This window comes from Bacillus sp. FSL P2-0099, from assembly GCF_038007445.1.
Classification (GTDB): Bacteria; Bacillota; Bacilli; order Bacillales; family Bacillaceae_G; genus Bacillus_A; species Bacillus_A mycoides.
In genome coordinates this window covers 1,639,806-1,658,646 of the sequence record NZ_JBBOXE010000001.1, presented here as the reverse complement: position 1 = coordinate 1,658,646, position 18,841 = coordinate 1,639,806, and the positions used below count along the sequence as shown (strand labels likewise).

Below are 18,841 nucleotides of genomic sequence, written 5' to 3'. Positions count from 1 at the left end.
AAAAAAGAAGCCTCTACAAGTCAACTGACAATTCCGAATTTTTATTCGAAATAAAAAGCCTTCTTTTGAAAGGCTTTTTGTGCATAATGAATTATTTCAACTGTAGAGCATTTGATATATTACCCTCCAAATGCTCACGTAAGGTTGAACCTGTATACTCTTCTCTAAATACACCTGCTCTCACGAATAAAGGAATGACTTCACTAAAGAATAAATCCAATGATTTTGGAGGTCCCCCTGGAATTGCAATAAATCCATCTAGTGCCCCTGCCTCAAATCTTTCCATAATTTGCTTACAAACATCTTGTGGTGTGCCTATAGCGACCCAATGAGCAGAACCAACAACTTCTGGTCGTTCTAGTATTTGCTCAACAGTTGGTTCATTTTTTATGATGAAATTCCGTAATAATTCGGCATGCGTTTTACTACGTACAGCTTGATTTCTACTTGGTAGCATATGTTCAGTAACCTTACTTTCTAATGGCATCCCTCTAACATCTAATCCGAGAACCATTTCGAGTAAAGCGTATCTCTTCTCTTTTGTGAGATGTTGATGAGCTTGCCTGTGCATTTCTAGTGCTTCTTCATATGAATCACCAATAAAGAAATATAAACCAGGCAATACACGTATATCATCTTGCTTTCGGCCATGCTTTTCTGCTCTTCTTCTTAAATCTTGACGAAGTTCGATTCCTGATTCTACATCTGGCATTGCGGCAAAAATCGCATCCGCAACAGAAGCAGCGAAATTCCGGCCAGACTCTGAAGCACCCGCTTGAAATAAAGGCATTTCCCCAGAAATATGTTGCGGGATATTAAGTGGACCTTTCACCTCAAAATGCTCACCACGATGCTCAATTGGCTGTACCATCTCTCTAATTACATCTGCGTTGTCTTCTTTCAAAACTTCATAAGGATGACTCCTCCAAAGTTTTCTTACTAACTCTGTACATTCTGCCGCTTTCGCGTATCGTTCCTCAGATGGTGGCATCCCTGTCTCACCAAAGTTTTCAGCACCATCAATTGATGTGACAATGTTCCAACCTACTCGGCCGTTACTAATCCAATTTAAAGATTGTAGTTGCCTCGCTAGTATATACGGTGGATAAAATGATGTTGAAGCGGTCGTAACGACTCCAATCTTTTCTGTCGCATAAGCAATGGCAGTAAACAATAATGTCGGATCTAAAATTACATTCCCCTTATTACGTGCAATTAAATCTGGATGTGCCACTAAATAATCCGCTTTAAAAACAAAATCTAACTTAGCCTTTTCTGCCTGTAGTGCCAACTCTACTTGTTCATCTATCCCTGAATTAAACATACTCTCTTGTTCTTTCTTTCTAGAAATCAAACATAGTCCAATGCAAAGCTGTTTTTTTGTAGACATATGTACACACCTTCCCCTTAGTTTTTGATTCACCTAGTTAAACAAGTGATGCGACCATCACATCTTGTATTTTTTATAACATCATAAAATGATAATGATTATCAATATCATTTTATGATGTTACTGAAATAAATGCAATAACAAAAAAGACTCCCGCTAACGGGAAGTCCTTTATCTCAATATTTCATTTGCTTCTTTTTCATAAATTTTATCAAACGAAGTCATAATACGTTGCGATGCTTGAATCATTTTTTGACTCGACATAAGATCTGCCATCTCTTTCGTCATATCTACATTTGAATTTTCTAGCATATGATTTTTTACTATTCCTGTTCCGTTCGGTAAATCAGCAAGGTTACCTTCTGCTAGTGTAAAACTTTTATTTTCTCGTTGCACAAGGCGAGCATTCGTTTCTGCATCTACTGTTTTCGTTTGCAAGCGGCCAATATTATTTTGTGTTACTTCATCGTATAATGTACCGTCTGCTTGTACAGCTACCTTTGCTCCTTCTGGAATACGAATACGTTCATTATTCTCACCCATTACGAAAGCACCAGATGCTGTTTGTAAATAACGATCACTATTTAATGTAAAACTACCGTCTCTCGTTAAAAATGTTTCATCATTTTTAGATGTAACGAAAAATGATGATGTGCCAGCCGCACCGTCGTCTAAAAAGAAATCTGTAGCACTATTTGTCATTTGTATATTTCCTTGCACTAAGTTCACATGCGTCGCAGCTGGTACGACAGCGTAATCGACCGAACCGATATTTGTCATCGCACCGTCACCGCGGCGATATGTATCTTGCACATCAAATACTTTAGAAGTCATGTTTTCTGCTTTAAATCCTGTGGTTTGGGCATTTGCGACGTTATTCGAATGAACATTAATATGCTGCATGTAATTCATCATACCCATAGAACCTATATAAAGACCGTTCATACTCGTTTGAATAAGGCAAGCGCCTTATTCTTCACCTCTTTTCTTACGATGTTTGTAACATTTGTTTTGCTAAATGTTCAGCTGTAGCGATATGTATATGTTGCTTCACGTCTTGTCCGTCTGTCATTAATACAATTGGTGCTGATGATACTGCTGGAATTTTTAACAATTCACCACTACTCGCTGTTTCATCAAATTTCGTAAATACGATTCCATCAATATGAATATCTTTAAAATTCGTAATGATTTCAATCATATCTTTACTTTTCATAGAAGCAGATAACGTTAAACAAATATAATCTGGCTCTACTTGCCCCATCGTCTCAATCATTTCTTCAACTGTATCTGACGTACGATAATTCTTTCCAGCCGTATCTATTAAAATATAATCGACGCGAGCTTCTTCTTTAAAATAAGTAAGTGCCCTTGCCATTGCGGGTTCATCTCGCACAGCGATAACTTCTGCTCCAATTGTTTTTACGTAATCTTGCAGTTGCTGTACTGTCCCGATGCGAGAGTGATCTGTCGTAATAAAACCAACCGTTTTTTTCTTACCGTGAAACTGCCATGCCATTTTCGCAAGTGTCGTCGTTTTTCCAACGCCAGTTGGACCGATTAATGCAATTGTTTGTACCTCTTTCTCAAATACGTTTTCAGTATTAAAATGAGATCTCATATCTTCCAATATGTATCCGATGACTTCTTCTTCTGTAATCATCGTTGCATTCTCAAACTTCACTTTTAATTTTTCAGCATATGCATGAATGAAATATTGTTCCACATCGTTTTGTTCTAACATCCGAATTACTTTTTGAATAATAAATGGTACAGATTCCTGTTTTTCTTTTTTTATAACTACTTCTTCTTTCTTTACAGAAATAGCTTGTTTCACAACAGGCTGTTTTTTAGCTACTTTCGTCTCTTCTGTATGTTTCACAACGACAATACCTTTTTCAAACAGTTGTAATAGTTTCTCTTTTTTTCTTGCCCATTCTTCACTATTTCCTGTTTGCATCGCTGCGTATGACATAGAAGTCGTTACGTTTTCTAAATTGTGCAAGACCGATTGAATTCCATTTGCCTTCACAATTTCTTCTGAAGGTTCATTTACAACATCCATTAATTGTTCATGAAATTGAGTTGTTCCTTCGCTATTTTCATCCTGTTTACCTTCAGGAAAAGCGACTAACATTTCATAATTCTTTTTCCAAAAAAACGGGATATTTCGTTTTACACTTTCATCGACAACGTAGTAATAATCTGTACCATATTGGTCAAATAATTTTCGATACAATTCATTTTTCGAAGCTGCTTTTATTCGCATTAACGCTTCTTTTTTTTCTGTACTTTCCATTACTTCACCTCCTACTATTCAATATAAGCAATTTGATCTACAACAATTTCTGGTGCTAATTCACTAATACATAATACTTTAGCTTCTATTTGATAACGTTCAAGAAGTCTCACAATCGCAAACCTGAAATCTTTTCTGCGTGTTAATAATACTGGCTCTCTTCCCATTAAACGAGCTTGTTTGAAAACGCGCTGTACTTGCTCTACTACTCGCGTTTCTAAATCTAAATCCCAGTTTAATAAATAACCTTGGTATGAATTATTAACAACATCCGCATCTAACTCGATTGAATCAGCGAAAAGCGCTGCATAAATTTTCCCATCCGGATTTTTCGCACTCTCACAAATAACTTTTGAAATACATTCACGAACAAACGCCGTTACACCATCAACATGGTTTTGATAAATTTCTTTCCCGTCAATAATACCTTCAATAATCGTTGGTAAATCACGGATTGAAATTCCTTCTTTCAGCAGTTGTTTAATAACATTTTGAACAAGTGATAAATCGATTTCTTTCTTTTTAATTTCTTCTAATAAAACGCCATTATCAGTTTCAAGCGAGTGAATCAAGTCTTTCACATGTTGACGCTGAATTAACTCATGAAGGTTACGTCTAACGACAACATCTAAATGCGTAATTAAAATGCTGAGCGGCTCTAACACTTGATAGCCTTTCATTTGTGCATCTTGTACCATATGCTCCAAAATCCAATATCCATCTTCACCAAAAATTGGATCTTTCGCCGGCTCTGCATCTAAATCAGCCATTACGTTCGGTGTTTTCAGTGCTAGTAAATAACCTGATTTTAAAACACCTTCAGCCGCCTTCGCACCTTTAATACGAATAATGTAACGTCCGCGTGGTCTAAAGCTCGTATTATCTTTAAAGTTAATTCCAGGAACGTTAATACCAAGGTCAGTAATAATCGACTTCCTCATAAGAACAACTTTATCACGAGCTGTTTCCCCGTTAATCTTCTGCTTTACAAGTGCCGCTAAATCTAAACCGAGCTCTACGATAATTGGATATTTATCCGTAAAGACTCCGAATGAATCTTCCACTTGCTGTAATTGCTCATCCTCGCCTTGAATCATTTCTAATTCTTGTTGAAGCTCGTCTTCTTTCTCTTTCTTTATTCGCTTTTTATTGCGAATTCCTAAGAAAATAATCGTGCCTCCAACGAGAGCAAATGGTAAAAATGGTAGCGGTGTAAAAACACCCATTGCGATAAATAAACCACCGAGTGCATATACAACAACTTCATGCGCTAATAACTCTTTAAAGATTCCTTCAGTTACTGTATCAGCTGAACCGTCAAATACACGCGTTACGATAATACCTGTTGAAATCGCAAGCATTAACGAACCGATTTGGTTTACAATTCCGTCACCGACAGTTAACTGTGTATAGTGAATAGCCGCATCTGCAAAGCTCATTCCTTGCTGCATCATACCAACAATTAAGCCGAAAATAATGTTTACGAATAAAATGACAATCCCGAAAATAACGTCCCCTTTAATGAACTTTCCGGCACCATCCATCGCTCCGTAAAACTCTGTTTCCATATTTAATTTTTTTCGTTTCGCCTGTGCATCTTTTTCTGTAATAAGACGCTGATTCAAGTCAGCATCGATAGACATTTGTTTCCCTGGTAAAGAATCAAGTGTAAAACGAGCTGCTACTTCAGCTGTACGAGACGCACCGTTTGCAACGATAAACTGGAATATGATTAAAACTATAAAAATAACGATACCAATTAATAAGTTTCCGCCAATTACGAACTGGCCGAACTCTTCAATAACATGACCCGCATTTCCGTCTGTTAAAATCGCTCGCGTCGTCGAAACGTTAATCGATACGCGGAAAATCCCGATTAATAACAACATCGTCGGAAATGACTTTAATTCATCCCACTCGTTAATACTTGTAGCTCGCATATAAATAAGCACTGACATACTTAGTAGAAAAACGATAACGATATCAAGTATAAATGGTGGAAGTGGAATTAAGAGCGCCACAACGAATGACGCTGCTAAAAAGATAGAAAAATAGGTTCTTGCAGAATCCATCTTAAACAAAGAGATCCCCTCCAAACGCGCTATTATACTTCAAGTTCTTTCGTTTGAATTAAATAGCGCATAACTTCAATTACAGCTACATATAAATCTTCTGGAATCGTCTCGTCTTCCTCAACTTGATAATATAAAGAACGAGCAAGCGGACGGTTTTCCACCATTGGTATTTCTTGTTCACGGGCAAGCGTTCGTATATATAATGCGAGCTCATCTTCCCCTTTTGCAACGACAATAGGCGCTGCATCAACTTGTTTATTGTAACGAAGCACAACTGAAATGTGCGTCGGGTTGTTCACAATAAACGTTGCACCATCCATCTTCTTCGCGATTGTCCCTTGCAAGATGGCATGCATAAAGTTTTTTCGTTTCCCCTTTACTTGCGGGTCCCCTTCATTATCTTTATGCTCTTGTTTCACTTCTTCTTTTTTCATTTTAATATCTTGTTCGTACTCCCATTTTTGATAAATGAAATCAATAATAGAAAGAACGATTAAAATAATTAAAATGGCTAGAAAGATAAATTTAATTTGGCTAATAATTTCAGTAAGTGACGCTGTCCAGTTAAATCCAATCATACTAACAATCTTCTCTAAATTCTTTTTAAAGAGAACGTACGAAACGTAACCGATTAATCCCATATAAAATAGTGATTTCAAAATATCTACTAAACTTTTACGACTAAACAATCTCGTAAAATAGTTTTTCGGATTAATACGTGATGCTTTCGGCTTAAGTACTTTAGAAGAAAATAAGAAACCGACTTGAATCATATAATTGAACAAATGAAAAGCATATACAAGTATTAATATAGGAGCCGATACTTTCAGAAGTAATATGCCCATTAAATAAAAATACTCGGTCGAATCTGTATTTTTTCCAATTTGATCAAACAGTACCGCTACGGAATGTGCGATCTCATAACCGAGCCAATCTCCGAAAAAGTAAACGACAACTGCTAATACAAGAATGGAAAATAAATTATTTAAATCTTTACTCCGGGCGATATTCCCTTCTTCACGCGATTTTTTACGCTTCTGCGGGGTGGCCTTTTCTGTTTTATTATCCTTTGCCATGCGCGTCCCCCTACTTCGTTAAGAAAAAGTTAAATAGTTTCGTATACTCTTCCAGTAATACGTCTGTCATATTTTTAAACACATAACCGAGCATCGGTACACTCATCGCAATAAACAAAATACCACACGTTATTTTAATTACGTACGCATTCATAAAAACGTTTAATTGCGGTGCATTTTTTGCAATTAAAATAAGGACGAAATTAATAATGAATAGACTGCCCATAAGTGGCAAAGCAATTTCAACCGCTGATGTAATTGCAAATAATAACGTTGCGAGTAGACTATCTAAAAAACTAGTCGTCAACAATTTTGAAATCGCCTCTGTATATTGAAACGACTTTAAAATCGTGGCAACGAAATAGTTAATGCCGCCCAGTGAAATAAAAATAATAAGAAAAAATATATCAAAAATTGTTGATAGTAAAGTAGACTGTGACCCTGCATTTACATCAAATAAACTCGCCTGTGATAAACCGATATCAAAGTCTAAAATATGCCCTGCCATTTTCGGAATGTTCCACAGCATCTCTACAATTTTTGAAAGTGATAATCCAATTACAATTTGCGTTCCTGCATAAGCTGCTACATCCCAAACTGTCTTTATGTGAGAGACATCCACTTGATCTGCCACTGTAATCGAAAGAGCGAGTCCAAATGTAACCTTTGCCATCGCCGGAATTGATCGACCTGAGAAAAACGGTAGAAAATATAAAAATGAAGTAATGCGACAAAACGCAAAAAACGTCGCCGCCCATAATTCCATATTCATTTCAGTTCACCTATCTTAGTACGAACGCAATAGCGATGGGATTTTATCAAATAAATCTAAAATAAGCATCGTTAACTCTTGAAACATCCACGGACCTAAAATGATAATAACGAGCACAATACTCGCCATTTTCGGTAAAAACGTCAGCGTTTGCTCTTGAATTTGCATCATCGCCATAATAACCGCGATAATAATAACGACAATCATACTTACAACGGCAATCGGCATTAAAATCATAACCCCTTTATAAAAAAAGGTTTGGAAAATATCTATAATTGGTGACGTATTCATTTATATGACTCCTATCACATAGCATCAAACGCTTCAGGCGACCGTCTTAAACATAATATCGACGATTTTTGTATATCCACCTAAATATACGAAAACGAGTATTTTAAATGGTAAACTTAAAATCATCGGCGGTACCATCATCATCCCAAGGTACATTAAAAGTGTACTAATAATTAAATCAATAAAGACAAACGCTAAATAAATGAACATCCCTGTAAGTAAACCTTTTTGAATTTGCGTTAACGTAAAGGATGGCACAAGCGTAAACAGTGAAAGATCCTTTAAATCTTTCGGCAACTCTTCTCCACGCACTTTCAGCATCATTTTCAAATCATGCTTATACGTATGCTTCGACATATAATCTTTCATAATCGGAGCTGTCGTCTCCGCAGCTTGACTTACTGTTATTTTTTCTTTCGTCATCGGGTCCCACACATCACTCTTTAATTGACCAAGCACTGGCTGCATTGTAAACAGCGATAAAAATAATGCGAGTCCAACAAGCACTTGGTTCGGTGGTAAATTCATAACCCCAAGCCCTTGACGAGTAATCCCAAGAACAATCATAAAATAAGTAAAATGCGTAAATAAAAGAACGATAGAAGAAGATAATGATAGAAGGGTAACGAGCGCGAATAGTTGTACACTTGAATTACTCGTAAACTCTTTTCCATTTTCGAAATTAATAAAGCCGTTCGGGGCTGCATACGCTGGATTTACAAAAACAAATGAAAAAATAATAGAAAATGCGAAAATAACGGCAAATAACGATAACTGTTTCTTTATTCTCATGATGGATCCTCTACTTTTTTCGTTTCACTCTTCACCGCGTCTTCTAACGCTTGTTGAAACTGATTTCCTGTTCCTGTTAACTGCACAGATTGTACACCGTTATTACTAATAACAGTGAACACTTGCTTTCCGTCCACTTCAAATAAAAAGGCGCTCGTTTGATGATTTAAATAAACACCGTCTTTCACTTGAATGTGTCCATTTTCACCTTGCTTAAAAAACTGCTGTTTGCGCGTCTTTTTCGTCATATAATATGCACCATAGCCGAGCGCACCAAACAGTAAAACGACTTGAAATAAGGTCGTCATATACGACATATGACTCCTCCTCTACTCTTTATCCTGCATTTGATTTTGCGCCTTCATAAGCGCTGCATGTTTCTTATCAGCTTCAATTTCAGAAATAATAATACCAAACTTCTCGTCCATTACTATTGCCTCACCAATACCGACTTTCATATCACTTAAATATACATCTACTTTATGTCCTAAATTTTTCTCTACTTCAAGAACATCGCCAACTTTTAACTGCTTCACATCACCAAGCGTAATAGATGACTTCCCAAGCTTTACACCAAGTTCAATCGAAATATCTGAAACGGTATCAATATGTGCCTTCCCCGCTTCATTTCGTTTCCCTGCAAATTCTTCTAATCCCATTAATGACACAGGAGATACTTCATGCTTCATATGGATCCTCCTACTCTATAAAACTTTTAAATAGGAGCGCCTTACGCGTTCCATCTTTCCCGATAAAACAATTAAATTTATGCTTTCCATCTACATAACCACGTAGTTGGTCTGAAACTTTCGTATGCAGCGGAATAATATCGCCTTCTTCAATTTGCTCAATCTCGCCCATTGTCATCTTCTGCTCACCAACCGCAACGTGAACAGGCTTGTACACTTGATTTACTTTCACTTCTACTTCAGACGTATACTTTTTACGCTTATCCGAAGAATGTTCGACAATATTTTCAGACGTTAACTTATCCATAATTTCTTCAACAGATAAGAACGGAATACCGATACGAACTGTCGTATTCCAAAACTCTGTTTTCATATTTACGTTCAATAATGAAATAATATCGCTCGCCGTCGTAATCTTCAGCGCATTCGGATCTGTCTCCGTCGTTACAAACTTCGGTTCAATCGCAACAACGCTTTCAAATGATTGCTCTAAATTTTTACAAAGAAGCAAGAATATATTATCAAGCGTTAAAAACTCAAACGCCGTTAGCGGTCTGCGCATCGTAAAGTTACGCTTACTATCTCCGCCAAGCCAGCATTCATGAATATAAATGACGAACGCTAAATCAATCTCAATAACAATTTCTCCAAGCTCTGGTAAACCGAGATCAATAACGCAATATAAATAATAATCTTTCGGCATTTTCTCTACATACTCACTCGTAAATGGAACTTGCTCAACCGTTGAAGGCTCTAGTTCAATTGGAATACGCATACGCGCTGACAACGTCTGTGACGTCTGCTTTCCAAATGTAGACGCAATTGCCTGCAAACTACGTAAATGCTCAACACCAAACTTCTCCGGTCTATTAAAATCATACTCTTGAAATTTATCTTGCTTCCCTGCTTCTTGTGCGAAAGCTGGCATTTCCTCGCCTTCATTCACCGCCTTCAGCAGGGCATCAATTTGCTCTTGGCTTAATTTTTCGCCACTCATGACAATCCCCTTCCCTACCTTTTCAATTCAACGATTTCAACGTACATTTTCCCATTCTTCGTCAAAATCTTTCCGGTTCCAATCTCTTCATTCTCAAGCATAAGACGCACCGTATTTTTCGTTGAATTTTCAAGACGATACAATGTACCTTTCGTAATATGAAGCAGATCTTCAATTTTCTTTTTCGTATTTCCGATTTCAAAATAAATTGTTAACGGAATATCATCTTGTAATTTCAAATCTAGCCAACTCCCATATCATGTTCACGAAAATTTCATGTTCTCTCTATATATGAAATTTCTTATTTTGAAACGTCGATATTTAATATTTTTTTAATATATCCTTGCGTTTCTTTAAATGGCGGTACGCCTCCGTACTTTCTCACATTACCAGGGCCAGCATTATAAGAAGCAAGCGCCAATACGAGATCACCGTTATTTTTCTTTAAATAACCGCTTAACTCTTTCACGCCGCCTTCAATACTTTCAGCTGGTGAAAATGGATTTTTTACACCCATCTCTTTCACATTTGCTGGCATAAGCTGCATCAGCCCCATCGCCCCTGCATGTGACACCGTTTTCGGATTAAAATTAGACTCTACTTCAATCATTTTTTGAATTAACGTTTTCGGAATTCCATATGTATTACTTACGCGATCAATAATATCCTCATACTTACCTTCATTTGAAGAACGTATTTTCTGAATATTATATTTATTCGTTAACCCCCACGTATCAGCAGCCTCATTTTTCGTTTCTGGAAAACGTCGTTCAAACTCTTTTTGTGCAACTTGCACTTCATCTACTTGCTTCGTTTCAGCTTTTTCCTCCGGCTTATTCGCTTCCTCTACTTTATTAATAGATTCTTCTGGTTTATTAACAACCGTTTCTATTTTCGTAGATTGTACCGGCTGACTCATATCTTCTACTTTTGCCGTTTGCGGAGTAACCTTCGTCTCCTTCGCAGGTTCACTCTGCAATTGATCTTGAAAACGGCTACTAACGAACGCCTGTGGACTACTTAACTTTTGCTGAATCTGTCCTTTTTTATATGCAAGAACTTCTTTTACTATATTTCCAACTACCATAATATCACCTTTTCGGTAAACAAAGATAATCTAATATTAGAGTTTTTTTAAAAAGTTTGCAATAATCCTTTTAATAATATTGTAATAAAAAAATGAATAGATTGTTAAACTGTTATTTTTTTATATTCATTAATTCGAATTTTTAGTTGACACCCGTTGTAGCAAGGATTACAATAAATCTCGAAATCGATTTTTTCGCATATTACCGTTTTTCAATTTGCAGAAAAATCAATATAAAAAAATGGGGGTTCTTAACATGAGAATCAATACAAATATTAATAGTTTGCGTACGCAAGAATACATGCGTCAAAACCAAGCAAAAATGAGCAATTCTATGGACCGTTTATCAAGCGGTAAACGTATCAACAACGCTTCTGACGATGCAGCAGGTCTTGCAATTGCAACTCGTATGCGTGCTCGTGAAAGTGGTCTAAACGTAGCTGCTAACAACACACAAGATGGTATGTCATTAATCCGTACAGCTGACTCAGCTTTAAACTCTGTATCTAACATTTTACTTCGTATGCGTGACATTGCCAACCAATCTGCGAACGGTACAAACACAGATAAAAACCAAGCTGCACTACAAAAAGAATTCGGTGAATTACAAAAGCAAATTACTTATATTGCTGACAACACTCAATTTAACGATAAGAACTTACTTAAAAATGACCAAACAATCAACATTCAAACTCTTGACTCAAGTGATAAATCAAAACAAATTGGCGTTTCTTTAAAAGGTATTACGCTTGATAAACTTGGTATCGCTAATACAGCTATTGGTACTGATAACAGTGCTGATGTGAACTTTAAAGCTGCTAAAGCTGCAATTGATAAACTTAACGGTTCAGCTGCTACTGGTGATGCACTTAAAGCTGAGGTTGAAACTGCTAAAGAGGCCTTTGCAAAAGCAAGCGATTTATTTGATAAGGGAACTGCTGGAGCGATTGAACACGCATTTGACGAATTCGCTGCTACTCCAAATGCAACTAAAGCTACAGCAATCTTCACTGCTTTTAATGGCAAAATGACAATTACTCAAAAAAATATAGACACTGCTGAAACAAACATTACAGCACTTGCTACAACAATTGCTGACGATGGTGATAGAAATGATGCTGTTGACTTAGCCGCTGCTTCTTTCGAAAAAGTAAAAGATTTATATAGCGAACAAGACGCAGCAAAAATGCAAGCTGCTTTTGAAGCTTATGCTAAATCTGGAAAAGATGATGCTGCTGCAAAAGATGTTGCCGCAGCGTTCACAGGTATGAAACCAGCAACTACTACTAAAGCTGATGCATTAGCTGCCGTTGACAAAATTGATGAAGCATTAAAAATGGTTGCTGACAACCGTGCAACTCTAGGTGCTACATTAAACCGTCTTGACTTTAACGTAAACAACCTGAAGAGCCAATCTTCTTCTATGGCTTCAGCTGCTTCTCAAATTGAGGACGCTGACATGGCGAAAGAAATGTCTGAAATGACTAAGTTCAAAATCTTGAACGAAGCTGGTATCAGCATGCTTTCTCAAGCAAACCAAACTCCACAAATGGTTTCTAAATTATTACAATAAGCCATTTGATTTAGTTTCATGAATGAACCTCTCTGCTTGCGGAGAGGTTCATTTTTTCTATATAGATGAATTATTTGTAAAACCTTTCTTTTTTTAGGTGGAAGAGAGCATCCACGATGTGTAGGAGCGGTCAGTGCCTATCTTGATCCCCTCTCATGTTAAAACAAAAATAAAACCCTTTTTCTTTTCACAGCTGTTTATTGGCTTTAAAATCATATATAAATCTATAAGGAGTGTCTATTATGCGTATTGGTATGAATGTTTTGAGTATGAATGCTAGGCAGTCGTTGTATGAGAATGAGAAGCGTATGAATGTGGCGATGGGGCATTTGGCGACTGGTAAGAAGTTAAATGCTGCTTCTGATGATCCGGCAAATGTTGCGATTGTGACTCGTATGCATGCGAGAGCGAGTGGTATGCGTGTGGCAATTCGTAATAATGAAGATGCGATATCGATGCTTCGTACAGCGGAAGCTGCCCTTCAAACTGTGACGAATATTTTGCAGCGTATGCGTGATTTAGCTGTTCAATCTGCGAACGGTACAAATTCAAATACAAACCGTAATTCGCTGAATAAAGAGTTTCACTCTTTAACAGAACAAATTGGCTATATCGGTGAGACAACTGAGTTTAATGATTTATCCGTATTTGACAATCAAAACCGTACTGTTACGTTAGACGATATCGGTCATACGGTAGATATCACGAAACATATTCCCCCTTCCCCTACACAACATGACATCAAGATTTCAACTGAACAAGAAGAAAGAGTGGCGATTCGTAAAATTGAAGAAGCTTTACAAAATGTATCACTTCATCGTGCTGATCTCGGTGCAATGATAAATCGTTTGCAATTTAATATGGATAATTTAAATAGTCAAAGTACAGCGTTAACAGATGCTGCTTCTCGAATTGAAGATGCGGATATGGCGCAAGAAATGAGCGATTTTTTAAAGTTTAAATTGTTAACTGAAGTTGCGCTTAGTATGGTTTCGCAGGTTAATCAAATTCCACAAATGGTTTCTAAATTACTACAATCGTAAATATAACCGTTAAAACTATTGAAATAACTCCATAAAAAATAAAAAGAGGGATACATACATGCTATGTGTCCCTCTTTTTATATTAACCTATCCGTTATAAATTAGATCCTCAGCTAAAGAAGTAAATATCTCCCCAACAAGTGAATCTTCATCATATACACATGAGCCATTATTCTCTTCACGCTTCGCAAACGGTATTTGAGCTATCACTTCTGTTTGCAGTTGTTCTGCTAACATTTCGCCGCCACCTTTTCCGAAAAGATAGTTTCTTGAACCATCTTGTTCTTCGTAATATGCCATATTTTCAACGATACCTAAAATATCGTGTTTCGTATGTTTTGCCATTACCCCTGCTCTAGACGCGACAAATGAAGCTACGTTATGGGGCGTCGTAACGATAATTTCTTTCGCTTGCGGAATCATCGCAGCGACATCTATCGCAACGTCTCCTGTTCCAGGTGGTAAATCTAGAAGGAGATAGTCTAATTCTCCCCAGTGCGTATTCGCAATGAAGTTTTGTATCCATTTGTTTAACATCGGTCCGCGCCACATTACTGGGTTATTGCCTTCTGTAAAGAATCCCATCGACATAATTTTAACATCGTGACTAACGACTGGAATTGCTGTTTGATCGATCATTGTTGGCTTTTCATTCGTTTCCATCATAGCCGGGATGCTGAACCCGTATATGTCTGCATCTAAAATTCCAACCTTTTTCCCCATACGTGCTAAAGCGGTAGCAAGGTTAATCGTTACAGTTGATTTTCCGACTCCCCCTTTTCCGCTCGTTACTGTAATAAAACGTACACCTGAATCAGGTCGCAACATACTAGGCATGCCTGTTTCTGTTCTAGCTTCTTTCTTTAAAGACGCTGTTAATGCCGCTCGTTCTTCCGGTGTCATTGAACCAAATGTTAAAGACACTTTCGATGCTCCAATATTTCGAAGAGAGTCTTCAATATCTTGTTGAATTTTCGCCTTTAGCGGACAACCTTGTATCGTTAAAACTACTTCTAGCCCAACCTCTGTACCATCTATCTTTATATTTCTGACCATATTTAATTCCACAATACTCTTGTGCAACTCCGGATCTTCTACACGGCTTAAAGCATTCATAATTTGTTCGTGAGTAATCATCATACACATTCCTTCCATTATAGTCATTTCACCTGATGGAAAAAGTCTCCGCTTTTCCCACCCGTTTTTTGCACTAAATACGTTTCTTTCATAACCATCGTTTTATCAACAGCTTTACACATATCGTAAAAAGTAAGAACGGCAATCGATACGGCAGTTAATGCTTCCATTTCTACACCTGTTTTCCCACTACATTTTACTGTAGCTCGTATGATTAATTCATAGCCATCGGTTTTCTTTTCATAATGAAACGTAAAGTCTGTTCCTTGGATTAATATCGGGTGACACATCGGGATTATATCCGCTGTTTTTTTAGCACCGATTATGCCAGCAACTTGCGCTACTTGGAGCGGGTCTCCTTTTTTCAATCCACCACTTTGAATTGCCTCAAATAATTCATTTGATAAAGAAATCGTACTTTGCGCAACAGCTGTGCGTGTTGAAATATCCTTTTGAGAGATATCAACCATTTTGGCTCTGCCCTCTTCATTCCAGTGCGAAAATTCACTCATAATGATCCTCCTTAACGTATGAAAGATTTAATACTCGAATAGAAAAAATTAACCTCCACTTACAGGCGGGATAAACGCGACGGTATCTCCAGGTTTTACAACATCTTCGTCCGTTACAAATTCTTCATTGATTGCTACCATAACTTTTTCTAGCGTCTGTAAGTGATAGTTTTCCTTCAACCATTTTTTCAATTGATGAACGTTCATCAATTGTTGTTCTATTATTGCTAACCTCTCTGACCCGACTTCTTCTCGCAAATTTGCGAACAGTAAAATTGTAATCATTTTCTCATTCTTCTTTCTTTGGCTTTCCTTCTGGATACGGAGTATTTTCAAGTTGATCTCCAATCCATTCCGTTCCATCTTCCCAAAATTCTTTTTTCCAAATTGGGACGATTCTCTTTATACGTTCAATTGCGTATTCATTCGCTTCGTACGCTACTTTACGATGCGGTGACGATACTGCAATAACAACGGCGATATCCATTATTTCTAATCGTCCTACTCGGTGCGTGATTGCTATTTTCGCATCCGGCCACTTTTTCTTAATTTCTTCTCCAATTGCAGTAAGCTTTTTTACTGCCATCGGTTTATATGCTTCATACTCAAGATGTAACGTTCGTTTTCCTTTCGTTAATTCTCTAACCGTTCCTATAAAAGTTGTAATTGCTCCTGTTTCTCGTCTTGCTACTTTATTCGTTACTTCTTCAACTACAATCGGATTATCGACAATTTCAAATAGTGCTTGTCCCATCAAAACCTCTCCCCACTTTACGGAATGTCCAAGGCCATTCACTACCTTCGTTATCTTCTAATAAAAGAACGTCTACAAACATCCCTTTCTTATATCCTCTCGTTCCGCCCTGTAGGACGATAAAAATGCTTGATTCTGCTAATGAAGAAACGGAACTAGATTTATCAAATCCTGATGGATAAGCGATTAGTTGTCCTTCGTTATACTGAAGCTTACCTCGTACAAATCTTGTAAATGGATTCGGTTTTAGAAAATCTTCTCCGAGCATTGCTTTTTCTCGTTTTACATGTGGTTTTTCGCTAAACATATACGCACGAATGCTAGGTTTTACGAATAATTCAAAACCTACATAGCAAGCAGATGGATTACCTGATAATCCAAATAATAATTTTCCGTTTAATTGCGCTACAGTCGTGACGCTACCCGGCCGCATGGCTACTTTATTAAAAAGAACTGATGCGCCTAATTTTTCGTATATAACTGGCAAATAGTCATAGTCGCCTACCGAAACACCACCAGTTGTAATTAACATATCCACTTCGCTTAACGCTTTTTTCACTGCCTCGTAGCACGTATTCAAATCGTCACTAAACTTCCCAAAGTATTTTACTCTTCCACCTGCTCTTCGAATTTGAGACGATATCATATACGTATTACTATTTCGAATTTTCCCAGGTTGTAGTTCTTCATTTACATCGAGAAGTTCACTCCCAGTCGCTAATAGTCCAATTATGGGCTTTTTCGCTACTGGCACTTCGCTATAACCGAATGTAGCAAGAAGAGCTGAAATACCTGGATTAATGTAACCACCTCTTTTTGCGAGAACGGTTCCTTTACGTGCGTCTTCACCTTGAAAGGATATATTGTCCCCTTCTTTAAATGAGCGTCTCACTTCCATATAGCTTTTTCCGATATTCTCATATTGACGATGGCGAGTCAGTTCTAGCATGACGACCGCGCTACATCCTTTCGGAATTTGTGCCCCTGTCATAATTCGAACTGCTTGAAACGCTCCTACTTCTGTAGGAAATACGGAACCTGCTCCAATTTCACCGATGACTTCAAATACGATTGGATTCTCACGACTAGCTCGTAAAGTATCTTCTGCCCTAATAGCAAATCCATCATATGGCGAGCGATTGAAAGAAGGCACATCGTGATCCGCCACTATATCTTCTGCTAACGTACGCCCATATGCTAATTCCAGTGGTACTAGTTCTTTTACACCACAATTAGCAAATTCCATCACTTTACGAACAGCCGCTTCAACTGTAATCGGTACCCTTCTTTCCATCATTACCAATCCCTTTCTATTAGCCTAATAGCCGATAGTATAGTTGTTTTGCTTTTTGAATTTCATTCGTGCCATGAATAAATACACGACCATCATGAAAAATGACGATGCGATACTCTTCTAATTGGCAAGAGAGCAAATACGGATTCCGATCAACTTTCCCGTGATTCTTTAATACTTTTTCTAACTCATCAAAGTTGTAATGTCTATTATGCGCTGGTCTAATTTGAACTGTATTTCTTCCACATAACACAGCTGTCTTCGTTTGATTTTCGTATGATAAATAAGGATAAGTTCTATTTGTTCCGCACGAAGAACAGTCTTCCATTTTGATTTTTCCTAGTTTGATAGAATGATATTGATTACTCCATATATCAAACATTAAAAAAGTTTTCCGAACTGCTTCATAGTCTTCTACTAAAATTTTGAATGCTTCTGCCACTTGGTACGCTGCAACGATTTGAACAGCTGGACTAATAATTCCAACTGTGTCACACGTCGCCCCTGTAACAGGAACACTTTTCAGTACACAATGTAAGCACGGTGTTTTCTTCGGAATAATTGTATAGCTCATGCCATAACTTCCGACACAAGAACCGTAAATCCAAGGGATATTATGTTTTTGTGATATGTCATTGATTACAAACCGAATATCGAAATTATCTGTAGCATCAATAATGACATCGACACCACCTAATAAAGCTTCCATATTATCTACTCTTGCATCCATTACTAGCGCCTGAATTTGCACGTCTGAATTAATTTGTTTGAGACGATTCTGCGCTGCGATTGCTTTTGGCAATTTTTCTATCGCATCTTGTTCAGCGTAAAGTTGTTGCCGCTGTAAATTGCTCCATTCTACGTAATCGCGATCAATAATCGTTAATTTCCCGATACCTGCACGTACAAAGCTTTCTGCACTTGCACTTCCTAATGCACCTGCCCCTATTATTAATACATGCTTATTTCTAATTTTCTCTTGCCCTTCTTTTCCAATAGGAGTGAACAACTGTTGTCGTGAATACCGCTCTATCATGAGGTGCCTTCCTTTCAAATACTG

The 18,841-nt window shown here is 37.4% G+C and carries 21 protein-coding genes; 2 read left to right on the top strand and 19 right to left on the bottom strand.

Going from position 1 to position 18,841, the window contains the following annotated elements:
* Positions 1-91: 91 nt before the first annotated feature.
* The 13 genes from MKY90_RS08550 to MKY90_RS08490 all read right to left on the bottom strand — a co-directional run bounded on the left by MKY90_RS08550 (position 92) and on the right by MKY90_RS08490 (position 11,468).
* Positions 92-1,390: an NtaA/DmoA family FMN-dependent monooxygenase gene (locus MKY90_RS08550; RefSeq protein ID WP_341091049.1), complete on the bottom strand. Its 1,299-nt coding sequence runs from the start codon at positions 1,388-1,390 to the stop codon at positions 92-94.
* A gap of 171 nt (positions 1,391-1,561) precedes the next feature.
* Positions 1,562-2,335, bottom strand: coding sequence for a flagellar basal-body rod protein FlgG (locus MKY90_RS08545; RefSeq protein WP_002064667.1), 774 nt, complete (start codon positions 2,333-2,335; stop codon positions 1,562-1,564).
* Positions 2,336-2,378: 43 nt separating this feature from the next.
* Positions 2,379-3,689 carry a flagellar biosynthesis protein FlhF gene (flhF, locus tag MKY90_RS08540; protein ID WP_341091046.1) on the bottom strand — a complete coding sequence of 437 codons (1,311 nt, stop codon included), beginning with the start codon at positions 3,687-3,689 and terminating at the stop codon, positions 2,379-2,381.
* Positions 3,690-3,703: 14 nt separating this feature from the next.
* On the bottom strand, positions 3,704-5,770 hold the full coding sequence (flhA, locus tag MKY90_RS08535) for a flagellar biosynthesis protein FlhA (protein ID WP_341091044.1): 2,067 nt from the start codon (positions 5,768-5,770) through the stop codon (positions 3,704-3,706).
* A 23-nt stretch (positions 5,771-5,793) separates the two neighbouring features.
* On the bottom strand, positions 5,794-6,840 hold the full coding sequence (flhB, locus tag MKY90_RS08530) for a flagellar type III secretion system protein FlhB (protein ID WP_002126637.1): 1,047 nt from the start codon (positions 6,838-6,840) through the stop codon (positions 5,794-5,796).
* A 10-nt stretch (positions 6,841-6,850) separates the two neighbouring features.
* Positions 6,851-7,612 (bottom strand): flagellar biosynthetic protein FliR, encoded by a 762-nt coding sequence (locus MKY90_RS08525; protein ID WP_001055697.1) that lies wholly within the window; start codon positions 7,610-7,612, stop codon positions 6,851-6,853.
* A 15-nt stretch (positions 7,613-7,627) separates the two neighbouring features.
* A complete protein-coding gene (locus MKY90_RS08520; RefSeq protein WP_002011993.1) occupies positions 7,628-7,903 on the bottom strand; it encodes a flagellar biosynthetic protein FliQ in 276 nt (91 codons plus the stop codon).
* 33 nt (positions 7,904-7,936) lie between these two features.
* Positions 7,937-8,695 (bottom strand): flagellar type III secretion system pore protein FliP, encoded by a 759-nt coding sequence (locus MKY90_RS08515; RefSeq protein WP_002126633.1) that lies wholly within the window; start codon positions 8,693-8,695, stop codon positions 7,937-7,939.
* Positions 8,692-9,012: a hypothetical protein gene (locus MKY90_RS08510; RefSeq protein WP_000121176.1), complete on the bottom strand. Its 321-nt coding sequence runs from the start codon at positions 9,010-9,012 to the stop codon at positions 8,692-8,694. Before MKY90_RS08510 ends, MKY90_RS08515 begins: the two co-directional genes overlap by 4 nt.
* Positions 9,013-9,024: 12 nt before the next feature.
* Complete coding sequence (fliN, locus tag MKY90_RS08505) at positions 9,025-9,384, bottom strand: flagellar motor switch protein FliN (protein WP_002011996.1); 360 nt, start codon at positions 9,382-9,384, stop codon at positions 9,025-9,027.
* A 10-nt stretch (positions 9,385-9,394) separates the two neighbouring features.
* A complete protein-coding gene (gene fliM, locus MKY90_RS08500; protein ID WP_002011997.1) occupies positions 9,395-10,381 on the bottom strand; it encodes a flagellar motor switch protein FliM in 987 nt (328 codons plus the stop codon).
* Between the two features lie 14 nt (positions 10,382-10,395).
* On the bottom strand, positions 10,396-10,620 hold the full coding sequence (locus tag MKY90_RS08495; RefSeq protein WP_000775712.1) for a flagellar motor switch protein FliN: 225 nt from the start codon (positions 10,618-10,620) through the stop codon (positions 10,396-10,398).
* 62 nt (positions 10,621-10,682) lie between these two features.
* A complete protein-coding gene (locus MKY90_RS08490) occupies positions 10,683-11,468 on the bottom strand; it encodes a lytic transglycosylase domain-containing protein (protein ID WP_341091041.1) in 786 nt (261 codons plus the stop codon).
* Positions 11,469-11,724: 256 nt separating this feature from the next.
* Between MKY90_RS08490 and MKY90_RS08485 the strand changes: the two genes are divergently transcribed.
* On the top strand, positions 11,725-13,041 hold the full coding sequence (locus MKY90_RS08485; RefSeq protein ID WP_340851070.1) for a flagellin N-terminal helical domain-containing protein: 1,317 nt from the start codon (positions 11,725-11,727) through the stop codon (positions 13,039-13,041).
* A 242-nt stretch (positions 13,042-13,283) separates the two neighbouring features.
* Entirely contained in the window at positions 13,284-14,084 is an 801-nt protein-coding gene (locus MKY90_RS08480; RefSeq protein WP_341091039.1) for a flagellin N-terminal helical domain-containing protein, read from the top strand.
* Between the two features lie 87 nt (positions 14,085-14,171).
* On the opposite strand, the gene MKY90_RS08475 is transcribed toward MKY90_RS08480, so the two are convergent.
* From MKY90_RS08475 to MKY90_RS08450, 6 genes are read right to left on the bottom strand one after another with little or no spacing between them, the layout of a single operon-like run.
* Positions 14,172-15,224 (bottom strand): P-loop NTPase, encoded by a 1,053-nt coding sequence (locus MKY90_RS08475; RefSeq protein ID WP_341091037.1) that lies wholly within the window; start codon positions 15,222-15,224, stop codon positions 14,172-14,174.
* A 20-nt stretch (positions 15,225-15,244) separates the two neighbouring features.
* Entirely contained in the window at positions 15,245-15,733 is a 489-nt protein-coding gene (gene moaC / locus MKY90_RS08470; RefSeq protein ID WP_341091036.1) for a cyclic pyranopterin monophosphate synthase MoaC, read from the bottom strand.
* A 48-nt stretch (positions 15,734-15,781) separates the two neighbouring features.
* On the bottom strand, positions 15,782-16,018 hold the full coding sequence (moaD, locus tag MKY90_RS08465; protein ID WP_341091033.1) for a molybdopterin converting factor subunit 1: 237 nt from the start codon (positions 16,016-16,018) through the stop codon (positions 15,782-15,784).
* Positions 16,019-16,022: 4 nt separating this feature from the next.
* Positions 16,023-16,487, bottom strand: coding sequence for a molybdenum cofactor biosynthesis protein MoaE (locus tag MKY90_RS08460; protein WP_197236108.1), 465 nt, complete (start codon positions 16,485-16,487; stop codon positions 16,023-16,025).
* Entirely contained in the window at positions 16,468-17,781 is a 1,314-nt protein-coding gene (locus MKY90_RS08455) for a molybdopterin molybdotransferase MoeA (protein WP_341093226.1), read from the bottom strand. The genes MKY90_RS08460 and MKY90_RS08455 overlap by 20 nt, the downstream gene beginning before the upstream one ends.
* Before the next feature lie 19 nt (positions 17,782-17,800).
* On the bottom strand, positions 17,801-18,817 hold the full coding sequence (locus MKY90_RS08450) for a molybdopterin-synthase adenylyltransferase MoeB (protein WP_088045789.1): 1,017 nt from the start codon (positions 18,815-18,817) through the stop codon (positions 17,801-17,803).
* Positions 18,818-18,841 lie beyond the last annotated feature (24 nt).